The following is an 18846-nucleotide window of genomic DNA, read 5'->3' as shown; positions in this document are numbered from 1 at the left end:
GGGGAGCCCCGCTCGGACCGGTGGCGGCACCGGCCGGGCGGGGCTCGGTCACGAAGAAGGCGTCAGGCGCGGTGCGTCAGTCGCACTGGGCGCCCTCGAAGCCGCTTTCGATCCATTCGATGCTCTTCTTGCCCTCGGGCGGGTTCACGCAGCGGGCGTTGAAGCGCACGATGTCGCCGATGACGACCTTGCCCTCGTCGTTCTTCATGGTGCGGCCGATGGCGGTCGGCTGGATGGCCTGATGGCCGTTGCCCAGCGCCATCTCGATCTGTCCGGCCGGGCTTTCCCACGACGACCCCTTCAGCGCCGCGGCCACCTGTTCCTTGGTGGGCTTCTGGCCGCCATTCTCCTCCATGGCCTTTTCCACCGCCAGCTTAAGGCCCAGGATCGCCTGCGCCATGCGGTAGGGAGCCTGGACGGGGATGACGTCGTATTCGTCCATGTAGATCTTCTGCCACCACTGGTTCAGCGGCGTGTCGGGCGCCATGTAGCCGTAGGCGCCGCGCGCGCCGATCACCACGTCCTGCGGCATGTTCTCGCCCAGCGGCGGCATGACGTGGTCGCCGGCCGACAGGGCCACCTGGCTGCGCTGGAACATGCCGCGCGGCATGGCCTGAAGGATCAGCGCCTGCAGGTCGCCGCCCCAGTTGGAGCTGTGGATGACGTCGGGGTTCTCGCGCATGATGGCCGAGATTTCCGTGCCGTACTGGCCGGCGCCGAAGGCCGGGAACAGTTCCGCCACCACCTCGGACTCGGGGTAAAGCTGCTTCATGCTGGCGGTAAAGTCGCGCCAGCTGTCGTGGCCCCAGGCGTAGTCCTGGTTGATGCCGCCGATGGTCTCGACGTCCATGCCCTTTTCCTTCATGTATCGGGCCAGGGCGACGTTATCCATGGTGGCGTGGGCGGCGGTGCGGAAGGCGTATTCGTATTCGCCGTCCTCGAACACGCGCGGCGTGCCGCAGTCGTACAGCACCGTCAGCGCCTTCAGCTCGTCGGCCACCGGCGCGATGGCGAGGCAGTCGCCCGACGAGACGTAGCCGACGACGGCGTCGACATTCTCGCGCTGGACTAGGTTGCGGAACTCCTGCACCTGCTTGGTCGCGCCCCCGGCCTCGTCGATGACGACGGGCTCGATGGTCAGGCCGCCGAAGCCCTTCTTGTCGTAGGGCGCCGGGCCTTCGCCGGCGTTCAGCTTCTCGATCAGCACCTTGCCGCCGTTCCAGGCGGGCACGCCGAAGCTTTCGGCGGCCTGACCGGAAAGGAAGGTCACGACGCCGATCTTGTAGGTGTCCTCCGACTGGGCCAGCGCGCCGGTGGCACCCACCGCCATGACGGCGGCGGCGGCCCCGGCGGCGAGTACCGCGCGGACGGACGTCTCCCGTTTGAACGTGTTCATGGTGGAAAAGCCTCCCTGTGGTCTTTCTTGCTTGGACGCCGGGCGGCCGATGCGCCGCCTGTCTTGTTATTGCGGCCCGCCGAAGGAGGAGAGGCGGTTGCTCCGCCTTCTTCCGATCCTTCGGGGCGCCGGTCCTCGACCTTGGCTTTTTTTTGATGAGAGGCGCGGCCGTTCTGGTGCGGTCCGCTTGCCTCTGACAAACCATTCATCCGTTTGTCCGACAATCGAATGGTAGGCAGGAGTGTCGACGGCCGTCAAGCCGTTACCCCAGCGGAACGCTCGGTTCCTTTTTCCGTCCTCAGCCCTCGGCGGACGCGGCGTCACCCTCTTCGTCGGGCCCGGGCTCGGGGTGCGTCACCTCAAGCATGATCTTGCCGATATGGCTGCTGCTCTCCATCAGCTTGTGGGCCTTTGCCGCCTCCTCAAGCGGATACGTCGCATGGATGATGGGGCGCACCGTGCCCTTGGACAGAAGGGGCCAGACGTTGGCCTCCAGGGCTTTGGCGATGCGCCCCTTGTCGTCCACCGTGCGGGGACGAAGCGTCGAGCCGGTCCAGGTCAGGCGGCGGGTCATGAGCTGCAGGAAGTTGCCCGAAATGTCCGCCGAATCGAGGAACGCGATCTGCACCAGCCGCCCGTCATCGGCCAGCGCCGAGAGGTTGCGGGGCACATAGGCGCCGCCGACCATGTCCAGGATCACGTCGGCGCCGCGCCCCTCGGTGTACTTCGACACCTTGTCCTCGAAGGCGTCGGACTGGTAGTTGATGGCGTGGTCGGCCCCCAGGTCCTTGCAGGCGGCGCACTTGTCATCGGTGCCGGCGGTGACGATGACCGTGGCCCCGAAGGCCTTGGCGAGCTGGACGGCCGTGGTGCCGATACCGCTGGACCCGCCGTGGATGAGAATGGTCTCGCCCTCTTTCAGCCGGCCGCGGTCGAAGATGTTGCTCCAGACCGTGAAGTAGGTTTCCGGCAGCGCGGCCGCCTGTTGCAGCGACAGCCCGGTAGGCACGGGCAGCACCTGCGGCTCGGGTGCGACCACGTACTGCGAATAGCCGTCGGAGACCACCAGGGCGCAGACCGAGTCGCCCACCTTGAACCGCTCCACCCCGTCGCCGAGCTTCACCACCGTGCCCGCGACCTCCAGCCCCAGCACGTCGGAGGCGCCGGCAGGCGGCGGATAATTGCCCTGGCGCTGGAGCACGTCGGGCCGGTTCACGCCCGCTGCCGCCACCTTGATGAGCACCTGCCCCGGCGCCGGGCTGGGCACCGGGCCTTCCGCCGGCACCAGGTTCTCGGCCGGGCCGTATTCGGTGAGGCGGATGTAGGTCATGGACGACGGAATGGCGGGGGCGTCGGACATGGGCTGCGGGCTCCTGTTCAACTTCGCTTGAATGGTGGCGGCGGCGCGTGCCCGAGTCCACGGCGCGGGCATCACCTCCACCGGATGAACCGCACAAGATTGACAGAGGGAGGAGCTTTGCGCCATCGTTTGTCCGACAAACGGATAAACGCCCGGGGCAGGCACCCCGGCACGACCTGGGAGGCACGATGTCCAGCCAGACGGCGGAGGACCTGCGCGGGCTCGACCCCGCATCGGTGGAGGCGGCCTTGCGCGACTCGATCCCCGGCCTGGGCGACGGGCCCATGGGCGTGGAGATGATCGCCGGCGGGCAGTCCAACCCGACGTTCTTCCTGCGTTTCGCCAACCGCGACCTGGTGTTGCGCAAGCAGCCGCCGGGCAAGCTTCTGCCATCCGCCCACGCGGTGGACCGGGAATACCGGGTGATGAAGGCGCTGGCCGACACGCCGGTGCCGGTGCCGGAGATGCTGCTCTACTGCGACGACGCCAGCGTCACGGGCACGCCGTTCTATGTGATGGAGCGGGTGCCCGGCCGCGTCTTCCACGACAGCGCCCTGCCGGGCATGGACCCCGACCACCGCCGCGCCTGCTATGCCTCCATGACCGATACCCTGGCGGCCCTGCACGACGTGGACGTGGACGCCGTCGGCCTGTCGGACTACGGCCGCCCCGGCAACTACTTCGAGCGCCAGATCCGCCGCTGGACCCGCCAGTACCGCGCGGATCAAGAGGAAGCCGGCAGCAACATGCCCGAGGCCGAACGCCTGATCGAATGGCTGCCCGCCAACATGCCCGAGGACGACGGCATGACGGGCCTCTGCCATGGCGACTACCGCATCGGCAACCTGATGTTCCACCCGACGGAGCCGCGCGTCGTCGCCGTGCTGGACTGGGAACTGTCCACCCTCGGCCATCCGCTGGCGGACCTTGGTTACACGCTCATGTTCTGGCGCATGACGCCCGATGAATACGGCGGGCTGGCGGGGCTCGACCTGCCGGCGCTCGGCCTGCCGACGGCGGAGGAACATGTGGCGCGCTACTTCGAGAAACGCGGCCTGCCCAACAGCATGATGCCTTTCCACGAGGTCTTCGCCCTGTTCCGCTTCGCCATGATCCTGGAAGGTGTGGCTGCCCGCGCCCGGCGCGGCAACGCGGCAAGCGCCGATGCGCTGGAGGTGGGCGGACGCGCCCGCGCCTTCGCCCAGCGCGCCGTCCACATCATCGAAACCCGCGGCTGACCCGCCGCATCTCATTCCCTCGGGAGTTCAAGACCGTGCATTTCCAATTCTCCGACAAGGCCCAGGAGCTTCAGCGGCGGGTCCAGGATTTCATGGACACCCACATCGTCCCGCGCAACGGCGAGTGGCTGCACTACGCGGAAAACGGCCATTTCCCGCCGCCCTTCATGGAGGACCTGAAGGCCCTAGCGAAGGAAGAAGGCCTGTGGAACCTGTTCCTGCCCGCGCTGCGCGACGACGAGCCGGGCACGCGGCTGACCAACCTGGAATACGCCCCGCTGGCGGAGATCATGGGGCGGCTGTATTGGGCGTCGGAGGTGTTCAACTGCAACGCCCCGGACACCGGCAACATGGAGCTGCTGCACATGTTCGCCACGCCCCAGCAGTACGACCAGTGGCTGAAACCGCTGCTCAACGGCGACATCCGAAGCTGCTTCGCCATGACGGAGCCGGACGTGGCCTCGTCCGACCCCACCAACCTGCAGACCCGCATCCGGCGCGACGGCGACGAGTACGTCATCACGGGCCGCAAGTGGTTCACCACCAACGCCGCCGATCCGCGCTGCAAGGTCTGCATCCTCATGGGCATCACGGACCCGGACGGCGAGCCGCACGCCCGCCACTCCATGATCCTGATTCCCATGGACGCGCCGGGCGTCGATATCGTCCGCAACGTGCCGATCATGCACCACATGGCGCCGGAGGGGCATTGCGAGGTGGTGTTCCGCGACGTGCGCGTGCCGGCGTCCAACCTGCTCGGCAATGAAGGCGAGGGCTTCAAGCTGGCGCAGGCGCGGCTCGGGCCGGGGCGCATCCACCACTGCATGCGCTCAATCGGACAGTGCGAGCTGGCGCTGGAAATGATGTGCGAGCGCGCGCTGGAGCGAAAGACCTTCGGCAAGACGCTGTCGGAGCAGGGCACCATCCAGGAATGGATCGCGCTCGCCCGCTGCGACATCGAACAGGCGCGCCTGCTGGTGCTCAAGGCCGCCTGGATGATCGACCAGCACGGCACCAAGGCCGCGCGGAACGAGGTGGCGATGATCAAGGTCATCGTGCCGCGCCTTCAGACGACGATCCTGGAGCGCGCCATCCAGACCTTCGGCGCCGCCGGCCTGACGCCGGACACGCCGCTGTCCTTCCTGTGGACCTGGGGCCGGGCGCTGCGCATCGTCGACGGTCCGGACGAGGTGCACCTGCGCACCATCGCCCGCCGCGAGATCAAGCAGGCGAAAGAGCACATGGGCCGCACCATCCCCTACCTGACCCCGCCCGACGTCCTGAAGTCGGGCGGCGGCCGATGACCGCGCCGGGCGCGGTGGTGGTCACGGGTGCGGCCGGAGACATGGGCTCCGCCCTCTGCCGCGCCTTCGCCGCCGACGGCCGCCGCGTCTTCGGCGCCGATGTGCGCCGGTGCGCGGTGGGCGGTGTCGCGGCGGTGGAGGTGGACGTCACCGACCGGAGCGCCGTCTTCGCCCTGGCCGAGCAGGCGGCGACGGAGGCCGGCGGGCTGGCGGTCTGGATCAACGCCGCCGGGCTGGTCCGCACCGTGCCGACGCGCGAGGCCGGGGAAGACGACTGGCACCGCCTCATCGCCGTCAACCTGACGGGCACCTGGCACGGCTGCTCGGCGGCGCTGGAGACCATGATTTCCGGCGGCAAGGGCGGGGTGATCGTCAACGTGGGCTCGCTGTCGGGGCAGGTGGGCTATCCCGGCCTGCATCCGGCCTATGGCGCGTCCAAGGCCGGTGTCCACCAGCTCACCAAGACCTACGCCATGGAAGGTGCCCGCCATGGTGTGCGGGTGAACGCGGTCGCGCCCTCGGTGCTGGAGGGCAGCATGGGCGACACGTTCACGGACGAGCAGAAAAGCCGCCTCGTCCGGGCCAATCCCATGAAGCGGCTGGGCGGCATGGACGACGTGACCGGCGTGGTGCGGTTCCTGTGTTCCGATGAAGCGGCCTACATGACCGGCGCCACGCTGCCGGTCAACGGCGGCTCCTTCATGCCATGAGCCGGCGGGGCGATGATCCGGCGGCGCTGGCGGAGACGCTCCGCCTGCTGCACGGCATGGGCTTCCACCGCTGGGCCGGCATGACCGCGCCGGAGCGGGCGGCGGACGGCTCGGTGTCGGTGACCATCAAGGCGGAGGGGGAGGCCGTCATGCCCTTCGGCGGGTTGCACGGGGGCGTGCTGACGGGGCTGTATGAGTTCCCGGCGCTGGCCGCCCTGCTGCCCGAGCTTGCGCCCGACGAATGGGCGGTGACGGCCGACGTTCACGCCCGCAACATCGGGGCGGTGCGCACCGGCGATACCGTGACCATCACCGGCCGGCTCGTGAAACGCGGGCGCGGCATCGCCTTCGTGGAGGCCGAGGCCCGCGTCAGCGACCGGCTGGTGGGCCGGGCGAGCATCACCAAGGCCATCGTGCCTTCGCCGGATGTCCTCAAGCCCGGCTGACGCGCGACGCCTCCCGCCGGGGCCAGATGCCGCCGACGTACAGCGTCCAGGCGATAATGGGCACCTGGAACACCAGCCTCAGCCAGTAATACCAGTCGCCCGTCGGCAGGCCCTCGAACCGGATGCCGTTGACGATGTTGCTGACGTTGGCCGGCAGCACGGCGACGAAGTAGACCGCCAGCAGCACCGCCGCCAACCGCCGCGTGCGCGGGATCAGCAGGCCGAGGGCGCCGGCGATCTCCAGAAGGCCGGTCACCAGCACGATGGCCTCGGGGAAGGGCAGGAACGGCTCGATCATGCGGGTGTAGCGGTCGGGCGTCATCAGGTGGTCGACGCCCGCAAAAGCCAGTGCGCCCGCGAGGCCCCAGCGCATCCGGCCGCGCCAGTCGCCCATGGTCGGCACCCGGAGAACACCCAGCACCGTCGCCGCCGCCGTCCCCGCCAGGATCATCAGGAAAAAGACCATTCCGCCCCATTGCCGTTCGCGCCCGCCCCTTGGTCTACGTCTCCCGGCATGTCCCAGTGCACCGATAGGCCTTGCCGGCCCTTTCGGCCCTGTTGTACGCTCTGATTGTCGGACAAACGGGCAAGAGACCCGCGCAAGGCGCCGACAGCCGGGAGGACACGGGATGACGCAGACGTTCGAGCGGCTGGACGTGCCGCCCGCCTACCAGCTGGTTTTCCAGGCCATAGAGACGGAAATCGTCGAGGGCCGCCTGAATGCGGGCGACCGCCTGCCCACCGAAACCGCGATGGCGCGCCAGTTCGGCGTCAACCGCTCCACGGTGCGGGAAGGCATCCGCCTGCTGGAGCAATCGGGGCTCGTGCGGCGGGAGGCCGGGCGGCGGCTGCATGTCTCCTTGCCGCACACGCGGGAACTGGCCCCGCGCGTCTCTCGCGCCATGGTCATGCAGCGGGTGACGTTCCGCGAGCTGTGGGAGGTCGCCATGGCGCTGGAGCCCGCCGCCGCCGCCCTGGCCGCCGCGCGCATCTCCGACGCCGCGCTCACCCGCCTGGAAGAGAACGTGGAGGCCACACGGCAGGCCGTGGCGGCCGGGGACCCGGTGGTGCCGCTGGACGTGGAGTTCCACGCCCTCGTCGCCGAGGCCGCCGGCAACAAGGCCCTGCTGCTGTGCCGGGAGCCCATGTCGCTGCTGTTCTACCCCGCCATCCGCGTGCTGTTCACGAAGTCCGAGACCGGGCGCATCGCGCAAGGCCGCCTCATCAAGGCCCATGAAATCCTGCTCGACGCCCTGCGCGCGCGGGATGAGAAAACCGCGCGGGACTGGATGACGCGCCACATCGTCGACTTTAAGCGCGGCTATGCGGTGCGGGGGCTGGACATGGACGCCGCCGTCGACCGCCTGTCCCTTCTGGCCGTCTGAGCGGGGCGCCCATGCAGCCGGCATTCTCACATGGGAATGGTCACTGTCATCCCGCCGTCCGCCACGATGGAGGCGCCGGTGACGTATCGCGCGGCCGGAGAGGCCAGGAACAGCGCCACGCCCGCGATGTCGTCGGGCTCTCCCAGGCGCTTGAGCGCGGTGGCGCGGATGCTGGGCTCGGCGATCTCGGGGTTGTCCCACAGCGCCTGGGCGAAATCGGTCTTGATGACGCCGGGGCAGATGGCGTTGACGCGCAGGTTGCGCGGTCCCCACTGCACGGCGAGCGTCTTGGTCAGCCCGATATCGGCGGCCTTGGAGATGCCGTAGGCGCCGATGCCCTCGCACCCCCGCAAGCCCGCGACGCTGGACAGGATGATGACCGACCCGCCGCCGCGCTCCGCCATGCCGGGCATCACCATGTTCGCGAGCCACAGGTTCGACCGCACGTTGGCGTTCATGATCTTGTCCCAGGCGCCGTCCTGTATGGTCTCAAGCGGGCCGTAGTGCGGGTTGACGGCGGCGTTGCACACCAGCGCGTCGACGCCGCCCCATTCGGCCACCGTGCGGTCCACCAGCGCCTGAAGGTCCTCCTTCCGCCCCACGTTGGCGGCCTGGGAGATGGCCTGGCCGCCGTTGGCGCGGATGCCTTCGGCCACCGCATCGCAGGCATCCTGCTTTCGGCTGGAGATCACGACGCGCGCCCCGGCCTCCGCCGCCCGCTCGGCGATGGCGCGGCCGATGCCCCGGCTGGAGCCCGTGATCAGGAACACCTTGTCGCGAATGTCGAACATGCGGGACGCCTCCTCCGGCTGGTTGGTTGTTGTCCCGAAACGATACGGCCTTGTTGAAATGTAAATCAACTGTAAAAAAGTCACGGGAGGCTGAAATTCATGGAAAGCAGAATAATGAACCGGCGTGACCTGGATTTTCTGCTTTACGAGCTTTTGGACGTGGACGCCTTATCCTCCCGCGTGCGCCACGAAGACCACGGACGCGACACCATCGCCGCCATGCTCGATACCGCCGAGGCAATGGCGGAAACCGATTTTGCCCCCAACAACCGCAAGGCCGACGAAAACGAACCCCGCTTCGAGAACGGCCGCGTGACGCAAATCCCGGAGACCGGCGAGTCCTTGCGCCGGTTCTCCGAGGCCGGGTTCATGGCGGCGCTGGGGGATGAACGGTGGGGCGGGATTCAGATGCCGTTCACGGTCAACATGGCCATCAACGCCGTGTTCAGCGCCGCCAACATCTCCACCATGGCCTATGCCTTCCTGACCCAGTCGGCGGCCAACATGCTGGAGACCTTCGGCAGCGGCGAGCAGAAGGAGCGGTTTCTGCCGCGCATGCTGTCGGGCGAGTTCTTCGGCACCATGTGCCTGACCGAGCCCCAGGCCGGCAGCTCGCTGTCCGACATCCGCACCACCGCCGCGCCGCAAGCCGACGGCAGCTACCGCATCACCGGCAATAAAATTTATATTTCCGGCGGAGAGCAGGCGATTACCTCCAACATCGTCCATCTGGTGCTGGCGCGCATCAAGGACGCGCCGCCGGGGGTGAAGGGCATCAGCCTGTTCCTGGTGCCCAAGGTACTGGTGAACGATGACGGGTCCTTGGGCGAGCGCAACGACGTGTCGCTGGCCGGCCTGATCCACAAGATGGGCTATCGCGGCACCACCTCGACCATGCTGAACTTCGGCGAGCGCGAGGGTGCGGTCGGCTGGCTGATCGGGGAGCCGCATAAGGGCCTGTCCTACATGTTCCAGATGATGAACGAGGCCCGCGTCATCGTCGGCAACGGGGCGGCGGCGCTGGCCTGCACGGGCTACCTCCACAGCTTGGCCTATGCGCGGGAGCGGGTGCAGGGCAGACCGGCGGCGGCCAAGGACCCGACCGCGCCGCCGGTGCCCATCATCAAGCACCCGGACGTCCGCCGGATGCTCGTGGCGCAGAAAGCCTATGCCGAGGGTGCGCTGGCCCTGACGCTGTTCGCCGCCCGGCTGGTGGACGAGTGGCGCACCGGCGAGACGGAAGAGGCCCGCTCGGGCGCGCACCAGCTGCTGGAACTGCTCACGCCCGTCGCCAAAAGCTGGCCCAGCCAGTGGGGGCTGGAGGCCAACAGCCTGGCGATCCAGGTGCACGGCGGATACGGCTACACCCGCGAATACCCGGTGGAGCAGATTTATCGCGACAACCGCCTGAACCCCATCCACGAGGGCACCCACGGCATCCAGGCGCTCGACCTGCTGGGCCGCAAGGTGCGCATGGACGACGGCGCGGCGTTCGAGCGGCTCTGCGCGCTGATGGTGGAAACCGCCGACGCCGCCCGCGCCCATCCGGGGCTGGTGGAGTTCTCCGATGCCCTGGCGGACACCGTGGAACGCGCGCGGCTGACGACCGCCGCGCTGCGCGCCAACATGACCGAGACGGTCCTCGGCAATGCCTCGGTGTACCTTGAGATGCTGGGGCATGTGGTCGTCGCCTGGCTGTGGCTGAAACAGGCGGTGGTGGCATGTGATGCTCTGGCCGCCGACCCGCACGAGGCCGACCGCGCCTTCTATGCCGGCAAGCTGGCGGCGTGCCGGTACTTCTTCCGGTGGGAGCTGCCCAAGACCGGCCCGCAACTCGACCGCTTGGCCGCCGTGGACGACACCTGGTTCGCCATGGCCGAAGATCACTTCTGAACAGGGGAGCAGAGAAAGATGGACCGTATTCCCGTGGGCGTCGTTGGTGCCGGCATGATGGGTGCCGAGATTGCCCTGACCTTCGCCATGGCCGGCCACCCCACCATCCTTACCGACGCCAAGGCGGAGGTCCGCGACGCGGTCATGGAGCGCCTGGACTCGACGCTGGCGAAGGCGGTGGCGCGCGGCGTGTTCTCGGAGGCCCAGCATCGCACGACGCTCGACAATTTGCGTGTTGTCGAGGGCTTGGGGTCCTACGACGACCGCAGGTTCATCGTCGAGGCCGTGTTCGAGGACGAGGCCGTGAAGAAGGACACCTTCTCGGCGCTGGACGGGATCGCCCCGGACGCCTGCCTGTTTGCCTCCAACACCTCGACCATCCCCATCTCCACCCTGGCGAGCGCGGTGGGGGAGGGGCGCCGGTCGCGGTTCCTGGGTACGCATTTCTTCTCGCCGGTCCACCGCATGAAGCTGGTGGAGGTCATTCCCGCCTTCGAGACGGCGCCGGAAACGGTGGAGACGGTGATGGACCTGTGCCGCGAGGCCGGCAAGACGCCCATCCGCGTGAAGGACGTGGCGGGCTTTGCCGTCAACCGCGTCCTCCACGCCTTCATGATCGAGGCCGTGCGGCTGGTGGAGGAAGAGGTCTGCACGCCCGAGGAAGTGGACACCGCCTGCAAGCTGGGCCTCGGCCATCCCGTCGGCCCGTTCGAGCTGATGGACCTGGTCAGCAACAGCCTGTGCGAGGACGTGCAGGATATTCTCAAGGACGCCTACGGCCCCCGCTTTATGCCGCGCCCGCTGCTGCGCCAGAAGGTCGCCGCCGGCCACGATGGCCGCCGCGCCGGCAAGGGGTGGCGGGCATGAGCGGCACCGACCTCGGCACCCTGACCGCCGGGCAGCTTTTGCGCCTCTACCGCCGGCGCGAGGCGTCTCCGGTGGAGGCAACCAAGGCGGCGCTGGAGCGGATCGAGCGGTTCGATCCTGCCGTCAACGCCTTCTGCCATGTGGACGAAAAGGGCGCGCTGGCGGCGGCGCGGGAGTCGGAGGCCCGCTGGATGGGCGGCGGCCCGGTGGGTGCGCTGGATGGCGTGCCGGCCACCATCAAGGACATGGCGCTGGCGCGCGGGATGCCGACCCTGAAGGGCTCCCGCACCGTCGATCCCGCCGGCCCGTGGGAGGACGACTCGCCCTACGCCGCGCGGCTGCGGGAGGCCGGCGCGGTGCTGCTGGGCAAGACCACCACGCCCGAATTCGGCTGGAAGGGCGTGACCGACTGCCCGCTGACCGGCCACACGCGCAACCCGTGGGACACCGCGCGCACGCCCGGCGGCTCCAGCGGCGGAGCGGCGGCCGCGGCGGCGCTCAATATGGGTGTGCTGCACCAGGGGTCCGACGCCGGCGGGTCCATTCGCATTCCCTGCGCATTCACGGGCACGGCCGGCATCAAGCCCACCTTCGGCTTCGTGCCCCAGTGGCCGGCGAGCGCCATGGGAACGCTCTCGCACCTCGGGCCCATGGCGCGGACCGTGGAGGACGTGGCGCGGATGCTCACCATCGTGGGCCGCCCCGACGACCGCGACAGCCTTGCCGGCGCTCCCTTCGAGCACGACTGGACGCAGGGCCTTTCGCGCGGCATCCAGGGCCTGCGCGTCGCCTACAGCCGGACGCTCGGATACGTGCACGTACATTCCGACGTCGCGCGCGCCGTGGACGCCGCCGTGGCGGTGCTGCGCGATCTGGGCGCGGATGTGGAGGAGGTGGACCCCGGCTTCGATGATCCGGTGGAGGCCTTCAATACCCTGTGGTTCGCCGGCGCCGCCCGGGCGCTGGGCAAACTGTCGCCGGACAAGCGGGCGCAGGTCGACCCCGGCTTGCAGGAGATCGCGGAGATGGGTGCGGAAATCTCCGCCGTGGAATATCTGGCCGCCATGGAGGCCCGCGCCGCCCTGGCCGAGCGCATGGCCGCCTTCCATCGCGACTGGGACCTGCTGGTGACGCCGACCATGCCGCTGACGGCCTTTCCGCTGGGCGCCAACGTGCCGCCGGACAGCACCATGACGCAGTGGCAGGACTGGACGCCCTTCACCTACCCCTTCAACCTGACGCAGCAGCCCGCGGCCTCGGTCCCCTGCGGCTTCGGAGACGACGGGATGCCGGTGGGGCTGCACGTGGTGGGCGCCCGGTTCGACGACGCCACGGTGCTGCAACTCTGCGCCGCTTACGAGGCCGCTTGTCCGCCGGCGTTTCCCGAGGCACCGCGGGGCGCCTGATACTGGGCCCGAAAAAAGAAGCGGCCCGAACCCGGGGAAGGGTCGGACCGCGAAGGCATCCGCGCATGGCGGTGTGTGGGGAAGCCATCGGTCGGAGAGGTCGTGCTTCATCCGATGACAGGGACACTCTGCCGCCGGCCCGGCCCCGGCGCCTTGATTCCGGATAAGTCCGCTCCGCTTTCCGGCGCGTTTTTTTCATGCTCCGCCCTTGCGCGGATAGGCCGAGAGGACTGGCGTATCCGTCTCGACCCTTGGCCTTGCGTGCCGAAGGTGGCACCTTCGTCTTGTTCCACGCCCGGAGACCATCATGCCCAACACCGCCGCCAGCGCCGAGCTTCTCGCCCAAAGCCGCCTGTTCATCCGCCTGCCGCCGGCCGAGCGCGAGACCCTGGCGCGGATGGCGGAGGTCCGGCACCTGGAGACGGGTGACGCGTTGTGCGCCCAGGGCGCGCGGGCGGATGCGCTGTTCGTGGTGCGCGAAGGCTATGTGAAGACCTTCATTCCCGGCCGCTCGCGCAAGGACGAACAGGCCATCGACATAGTCGGCCCCGGCGCGGTGATCGGTGAAGCCTCGGCCACCGGCGTCGGCGAATATCCGGTGTCGGCGGTGGCGCTGGACTCGGTGACGGCGCTGGTGGTGCCCGGCGACGCCCTGAACGCGGCGCTGGCGCGCAATTACGACGTCGTGCTGTCGCTCATGGGGTCGCTGTCGGGCGGGCTGCGCGGGCTTTTGTCGCAGGTGACGGAACTCAAGATGAAATCCACCGCCGAGCGGCTGGCCATGTTCCTGGTGCAGCTTGCGCCCGAGGAGGAGGGCGCGGCCCGCATCCCGCTGCCCTACAGCAAGCGGGTGGTGGCTGAAAAGCTGGGCATGACGCCGGAAACCCTGTCGCGGTCGCTGGCGAAGCTGGGGCCTGTGGGCGTGTCTTCCTGCGGGCGCGACCTGATTTGCGTCGACGACATGGAGGCGCTGGCCGAGTACGCCGGGTTCTGGCCCGAGGACGAGGAGGAGAGCGCCTGATGCCCGACATCCGACCCCTGAGCCCGACGGACCTGACGGCCCTGCGCGAGGCGCCCCTGTTCGCCCGGCTGGACGAGTCGGAGCTTGCGGCCGTCGCCGCCACGGGCTCCATGCGCCGGTACGACCACGCCGCGCTGCTGTTTTCCGCCGGCGATCCCGCCGATGCCTTCTATGCGGTGGCCGACGGCCACGTCCACCTGTTCGCGCTGAACGAGGACGGCGACCAGAGCCTGGTGACCATCGTCGGCCCGGGCGAGAGCTTCGCGGAAGCCGCCCTGTTCGGCGCCGGGCGGTTCCCCGTAAACGCCGAGGTGCAGGCGGGCGCCGTGCTGGCGCGCTTCGACGGAAGCGCCTTTCTGAAGGTGCTGCGCGGCAACCAGGCCTTGGGCTTCCGCATGCTCGACAGCCTTTTGGCCCGTCAGGTGTTCCTGATGCACGAAATCCGCCGCCTGAAGGCCCACAGCCCGGCAGAGCGTCTGGCCTCGTACCTGCTCAGCCTGATCGAGTCCAACACCTGGCCCGGCCACGGTAAGCTGCCGGTGCGCAAGCAGCTGATCGCCAGCCGCATCGGGATCGAGCCGGAAAGCCTGTCCCGCGCCCTGCGCCGCCTGGATGAGGCGGGCGTGGTGTGCGAGGGCGACGACGTGCTGGTGAAGGACGAAAGCCTGCTGCGCGGCTTCTGCGCGACCTTTGGTGGTACGGCATAGCCCTACCGGTGTTGTCTGCTTTTTTGACCAGGGTCAAGGCCGCCCCTCCGGATGGGGATCATTGTCGGGACCGTCAATGACCGCATCCCTAGGAGGGGGCATCCATGTCGTACCCAACAATGACCCGTATCCTCAGCGGTTCGGTGGCGGCGGTGGCGCTGATGGCGCTGTCGTCGGGCGCCTGGGCCGCCGAAAAGCAGGAGCACGTGCCCGACCGCGCCAAGGAAGGCGGCACGACGCAGCAGTACGAACCCCAGATGGAGAACATCCCGACCGAGCCCGAGCAGCCTCAGCTTGAGGTGACCGAGCTGAGCCCGGAAGAGTTCGCCACGGGCAAGAAGATCTTTTTCGAACGCTGCGCCGGCTGCCATGGCGTGCTGCGCAAGGGCGCCACGGGGCCGAACCTGGAAACCGAGCGCACCCACGAACTGGGCTTCGAGCACCTGCAGGCCTTCATCACCTACGGCAGCCCTGCCGGCATGCCCAACTGGGGCACGTCGGGCGAGCTGACGCAGGAAGAAGTGGACCTCATGGCCAACTACCTGCTCCACGAGCCGCCGGCGCCGCCGGAGTGGGGCATGGACAAGATGAAGGAGACCTGGGAGGTCTTCGTCGAGCCCGAGAACCGGGTGACCGAGCCGAAGAACGACCTGCCGCTGGACAACCTGTTCTCCGTCACGCTGCGTGACGCCGGCGAGATCGCCTTGATCAACGGCAACACGCACGAGATCGAGAAGATCATCCCCACCGGCTATGCCGTGCACATCTCGCGCATGTCGGCGTCGGGCCGTTACGTTTTCGTCATCGGCCGCGACGCGCGGATTGACATGATCGACCTGTGGCCGGAAGAGCCCACCAAGGTCGCCACGCTGAAGATCGGCATGGAGGCCCGCTCGGTCGAAACGTCCAAGATGAAGGGCTGGGAAGACAAGCTGGCCATCGCCGGCGCCTACTGGCCGCCGCAGTACGTCATCATGGACGGCCAGACGCTGGAGCCCAAGAAGATCGTCTCCACCCGCGGCATGCTCTACGACGAGCAGACCTTCCACCCGGAACCGCGCGTCGCGTCGATCCTCTCGTCGCACTACAACCCTGAATTCATCGTCAACGTGAAGGAAACCGGCAAGGTCCTGCTGGTCGACTACACCAACCTCGACGCCCTGAAGACCACCGAGATCGACGCCGAGCGCTTCCTGCACGACGGCGGCCTCGACAGTTCCGGGCGCTACTTCCTGGTGGCGGCCAACGCCCGCGACAAGGTGGCGATCATCGACACCAAGGAGCGCAAGCTGGTCAACATCGTCGAAACCGGCATCAAGCCGCACCCGGGCCGCGGTGCCAACTTCGTGCATCCCGAGTTCGGGCCGGTGTGGGCCACCAGCCACCTGGGCGATCCGACCATCGCCATGATCGGCACCGATCCGGAAGGTCATCCGGACAAAGCCTTCAAGGTTGTGGACGTCATCGACGGCCAGGGCGGCGGCTCGCTGTTCATCAAGACCCACCCCGAAAGCTCCAACCTGTGGGTCGACACGCCGCTGAACTCCATGGAGGAGATGTACCAGTCCGTCGCCGTGTTCGACATCAACAACCTGGACGCCGGGTTCGAGGTGCTGCCCATCGCCGAATGGGCCGATGTGGGCGAAGGTCCCAAGCGGGTCGTGCAGCCCGAGTACAACAAGGCCGGTGACGAAGTTTGGTTCTCCGTCTGGAACGGCAAGGAACAGAAGTCGGCCATCGTGGTCGTCGACGACAAGACGCGCACTCTGAAGAAGGTCATCAAGGACCCGCGCCTGATCACGCCGACCGGCAAGTTCAACACCTACAACACGCAGAACGACGTGTATTAAGCCCAACCCGCGAGGCGGCCGGACCGGGGTTATTCCGGCCGCCTCCAACGGGCTCCTTTCAAGCCATTCAAGGGCCGCGCCGAGTGCTCGCCACCCGATGCCCGGCCAACCGGGGAGAAGAATCATGCGCAAGCTGGGGACAGTCCATCTGGTGGGCGCCGGCCCGGGCGATCCGGACCTGCTGACGCTGAAGGCCGCCCGCCTGATCGAGACCGCCGACGCCGTCGCCTATGACCGGCTGGTGTCCGACGCGGTGATGGAGATGGTTCCGGCCGGGGCGGAGCAGGTCTTCGTCGGCAAGGAGAGCGGCTGTCACCACTGCTCGCAGGACCGCATCAACACCATCCTGCTGGAACTGGCGCGGCGCCACGGCACCGTCGTGCGGCTGAAGGGCGGCGATCCATTCGTCTTCGGCCGCGGCGGCGAAGAAGCAGAGTTCCTGGCGCGCCACGGCGTCGAGGTCCGGGTCACGCCCGGCATCACCTCCGCCGCCGCCTGCGGGGCCATCGCCGGCGTGCCGCTGACCCACCGCGGACTGGCGACGGGCGTGCGCTTCGTCACCGGCCACGCCAAGGGCGATGCGCCGCTGGACCTCAACTGGAAAAGCCTCGCCGACCCCGATACCACGCTGGTGGTCTACATGGGCCTCGCCACGCTGCCGCGCCTGAGCGCCCACCTCATCGGCCACGGCCTGCCATCCGACACGCCGGTGCTGGCGGTGCAGAACGGCACCACCCCGCGCGAACGCCGCCTGCTGACGACGCTGGGCGAGGCCGCCGTAAGCCTGGCGCTGGCCCGCTTCCGGCCGCCGACGCTGCTGATCATCGGCCGCGTTGCCGCCCTGGCCGACGCGCCGGAACTGGTCGCCGAGGCCGAGGCCGCCGCCCCTGACGCCGCCCCGCCGGCCGTCGCCCTGGCTCATGCGTAAGGCGGCCCTGGCCGCGGCATTGGTGGTGCTGGCGATTGCGGTGCCCGCTGCGGCGTCTTCGTCCCAATCCGACGCCGATGTTTCACCGGAGCGCATGGCCGAATTGCGCGCGTTTCTCACGCAGGACTGCGGCTCGTGCCACGGCCTGACCCGAAAGGGCGGCCTTGGCAGCCCGCTGACGCCCGAGGCGATCGCCGACCGCTCCGACGAGGACCTGGCTCTCACCATCCTGCACGGCGTGCCCGGCACGCCCATGCCGCCGTGGTCGGCCCTGCTGACCGAGGCCGAGGTGGACGCCATCGTCCGGATGCTCCGAAACGGAGACTGATATCATGCGTATACGTAGCTTTGTGCTGGGCACCGTCGCCGCCGTGGCGCTGGCGACGGGTGCCGCCGCCGCGGACGGCTTCGGCGAAGGCCTGCGGGGAACCGGCGACTTGGGCGTCGTCATCGAACGCGCCACCGGCCAGGTGGCCGTGGTCGACCGCCTCGAGAGCGCGCGGCTCGCGACCGTCGAAGGCCTGGGCGACCTGTCGCACGCCTCCGTCGTGTTCGGGCCGAGCGAGCGCTATGCCTACGTCTTCGGCCGCGACGGGGGACTGACCAAGGTGGACGTGCTGACGGGCACCATTGATGCGCGGGTGGTGCAGTCCGGCAACTCCATCGGCGGCGCCATCTCCGAGGACGGATCGCTGGTGGCGGTCGCGAACTACGAGCCCGGCGGCGTGAAGGTGTTCGACGCCGAGACGCTGGACCTGGTCGCCGACATCCCCGCCACCGACATCGGCGAGGGTAAGCGATCCAAGGTCGTAGGGCTGGAGGACGCGCCCGGCAACCGCTTCGTCTTCAGCCTTTATGACACCGACGAAATCTGGATCGCCGATTTCTCCAAGGACCGCACGGCGCCCGAGATCACCAAGTATCCCGCCATCGGCCGCCAGCCCTATGACGCGCTGGTGAGCGAGGACGGCCGCTGGTATCTGGCCGGCCTGTTCGGCGAGGACGGCATCGCCATGTTGGACCTGTGGAACCCGGACAAGGGGGTGCGCCAGGTGCTGGAGGGCTACGGACGGGGCGAGGAAGCCCTGCCGGTCTACAAGATGCCCCACCTGGAAGGCTGGGCCGTTGCCGGCGGCTATGCCTGGCTGCCCGCCATCGGCCGCCATTCCGTGCTGGTGGTGGACATGGACACGTGGGAGCAGGTGGCGGAAATTCCCGTCCACGGCCAGCCGGTGTTCGTCATGGCGCGGCCGGGCGGTCGGCATGTGTGGGTCAACTTCGCCCTGCCGGACAACGAGTTCGTCCAGGTGATCGACACCCAGGCGCTGGAGGTGGTCGACACCCTGGAGCCGGGGCCGGGCGTGCTGCACATGGAGTTCACCCCGCGCGGCGACCGCGTGTGGCTGAGCGTGCGCGACAAGGACGAGGTCCACGTCTACGACACCGCCACCCGCGAGCGTCTGGCCGTGCTGCCGGCGGAGAAGCCGTCGGGCATCTTCTTCACCAGCCGCGCGCATCGGATCGGGCTGTAGTCGCAAATCCCG

General features: G+C 68.6%; 18 protein-coding genes. 14 read left to right on the top strand and 4 right to left on the bottom strand.

Translation table 11 applies throughout. The features are described from left to right. Positions 1-76 precede the first annotated feature (76 nt). Positions 77-1396 (bottom strand): ABC transporter substrate-binding protein, encoded by a 1320-nt coding sequence (locus C882_RS18185; RefSeq protein ID WP_009542132.1) that lies wholly within the window; start codon positions 1394-1396, stop codon positions 77-79. Positions 1397-1694: 298 nt separating this feature from the next. Further along, a complete protein-coding gene (locus C882_RS18180) occupies positions 1695-2756 on the bottom strand; it encodes an NAD(P)H-quinone oxidoreductase (RefSeq protein WP_009542131.1) in 1062 nt (353 codons plus the stop codon). 188 nt (positions 2757-2944) lie between these two features. Here C882_RS18180 and C882_RS18175 point away from each other — a divergent pair, with 188 nt between their 5' ends. The 4 genes from C882_RS18175 to C882_RS18160 are packed head-to-tail and all read left to right on the top strand — an operon-like array spanning position 2945 to position 6454. After that, positions 2945-3994, top strand: coding sequence for a phosphotransferase family protein (locus C882_RS18175; RefSeq protein ID WP_009542130.1), 1050 nt, complete (start codon positions 2945-2947; stop codon positions 3992-3994). 35 nt (positions 3995-4029) lie between these two features. Continuing rightward, positions 4030-5298, top strand: coding sequence for an acyl-CoA dehydrogenase family protein (locus tag C882_RS18170; RefSeq protein ID WP_009542129.1), 1269 nt, complete (start codon positions 4030-4032; stop codon positions 5296-5298). Beyond that, complete coding sequence (locus C882_RS18165; RefSeq protein ID WP_009542128.1) at positions 5295-6008, top strand: SDR family oxidoreductase; 714 nt, start codon at positions 5295-5297, stop codon at positions 6006-6008. Before C882_RS18170 ends, C882_RS18165 begins: the two co-directional genes overlap by 4 nt. Then, the gene (locus C882_RS18160) at positions 6005-6454 is read left to right on the top strand and encodes a PaaI family thioesterase (protein WP_009542127.1); all 450 of its coding nucleotides are present in this window, start codon (positions 6005-6007) and stop codon (positions 6452-6454) included. The genes C882_RS18165 and C882_RS18160 overlap by 4 nt, the downstream gene beginning before the upstream one ends. Here C882_RS18160 and C882_RS18155 read toward each other — a convergent pair. Beyond that, the gene (locus tag C882_RS18155) at positions 6441-6920 is read right to left on the bottom strand and encodes a DoxX family protein (RefSeq protein WP_009542126.1); all 480 of its coding nucleotides are present in this window, start codon (positions 6918-6920) and stop codon (positions 6441-6443) included. The two genes, C882_RS18160 and C882_RS18155, sit on opposite strands and share 14 nt — an antisense overlap. Positions 6921-7083: 163 nt before the next feature. On the opposite strand from C882_RS18155, the gene C882_RS18150 reads away from it, so the two are divergent. Continuing rightward, positions 7084-7839, top strand: coding sequence for a FadR/GntR family transcriptional regulator (locus C882_RS18150; RefSeq protein ID WP_009542125.1), 756 nt, complete (start codon positions 7084-7086; stop codon positions 7837-7839). Positions 7840-7865: 26 nt separating this feature from the next. On the opposite strand, the gene C882_RS18145 is transcribed toward C882_RS18150, so the two are convergent. Next, positions 7866-8630: an SDR family NAD(P)-dependent oxidoreductase gene (locus C882_RS18145; RefSeq protein WP_009542124.1), complete on the bottom strand. Its 765-nt coding sequence runs from the start codon at positions 8628-8630 to the stop codon at positions 7866-7868. Positions 8631-8729: 99 nt separating this feature from the next. Between C882_RS18145 and C882_RS18140 the strand changes: the two genes are divergently transcribed. From C882_RS18140 to C882_RS18100, 9 genes are all read left to right on the top strand, one after another. Then, on the top strand, positions 8730-10523 hold the full coding sequence (locus tag C882_RS18140) for an acyl-CoA dehydrogenase (RefSeq protein ID WP_043646310.1): 1794 nt from the start codon (positions 8730-8732) through the stop codon (positions 10521-10523). An 18-nt stretch (positions 10524-10541) separates the two neighbouring features. Further along, a complete protein-coding gene (locus tag C882_RS18135) occupies positions 10542-11390 on the top strand; it encodes a 3-hydroxyacyl-CoA dehydrogenase family protein (RefSeq protein ID WP_009542122.1) in 849 nt (282 codons plus the stop codon). Next, the gene (locus tag C882_RS18130; RefSeq protein ID WP_009542121.1) at positions 11387-12796 is read left to right on the top strand and encodes an amidase; all 1410 of its coding nucleotides are present in this window, start codon (positions 11387-11389) and stop codon (positions 12794-12796) included. Before C882_RS18135 ends, C882_RS18130 begins: the two co-directional genes overlap by 4 nt. Before the next feature lie 307 nt (positions 12797-13103). Beyond that, entirely contained in the window at positions 13104-13817 is a 714-nt protein-coding gene (locus tag C882_RS18125) for a Crp/Fnr family transcriptional regulator (RefSeq protein WP_009542120.1), read from the top strand. Next, positions 13817-14524: a Crp/Fnr family transcriptional regulator gene (locus C882_RS18120; protein ID WP_009542119.1), complete on the top strand. Its 708-nt coding sequence runs from the start codon at positions 13817-13819 to the stop codon at positions 14522-14524. Before C882_RS18125 ends, C882_RS18120 begins: the two co-directional genes overlap by 1 nt. Positions 14525-14628: 104 nt before the next feature. Beyond that, positions 14629-16374, top strand: coding sequence for a nitrite reductase (locus C882_RS18115; protein ID WP_009542118.1), 1746 nt, complete (start codon positions 14629-14631; stop codon positions 16372-16374). A gap of 124 nt (positions 16375-16498) precedes the next feature. Continuing rightward, positions 16499-17302 (top strand): uroporphyrinogen-III C-methyltransferase, encoded by an 804-nt coding sequence (cobA, locus tag C882_RS18110; protein ID WP_009542117.1) that lies wholly within the window; start codon positions 16499-16501, stop codon positions 17300-17302. Between the two features lie 94 nt (positions 17303-17396). Beyond that, positions 17397-17630, top strand: a complete 234-nt coding sequence (locus C882_RS18105) for a c-type cytochrome (RefSeq protein WP_236262714.1) — start codon at positions 17397-17399, stop codon at positions 17628-17630. Positions 17631-17634: 4 nt separating this feature from the next. Then, entirely contained in the window at positions 17635-18834 is a 1200-nt protein-coding gene (locus C882_RS18100; protein ID WP_009542115.1) for a cytochrome D1 domain-containing protein, read from the top strand. Positions 18835-18846 lie beyond the last annotated feature (12 nt).

Source organism: Caenispirillum salinarum AK4 (assembly GCF_000315795.1).
In the GTDB taxonomy this organism is placed as follows: domain Bacteria; phylum Pseudomonadota; class Alphaproteobacteria; order Rhodospirillales; family Rhodospirillaceae; genus Caenispirillum; species Caenispirillum salinarum.
Note: the sequence above shows the minus strand (reverse complement) of the source record. Positions and strands in the feature narration are given on the sequence as shown.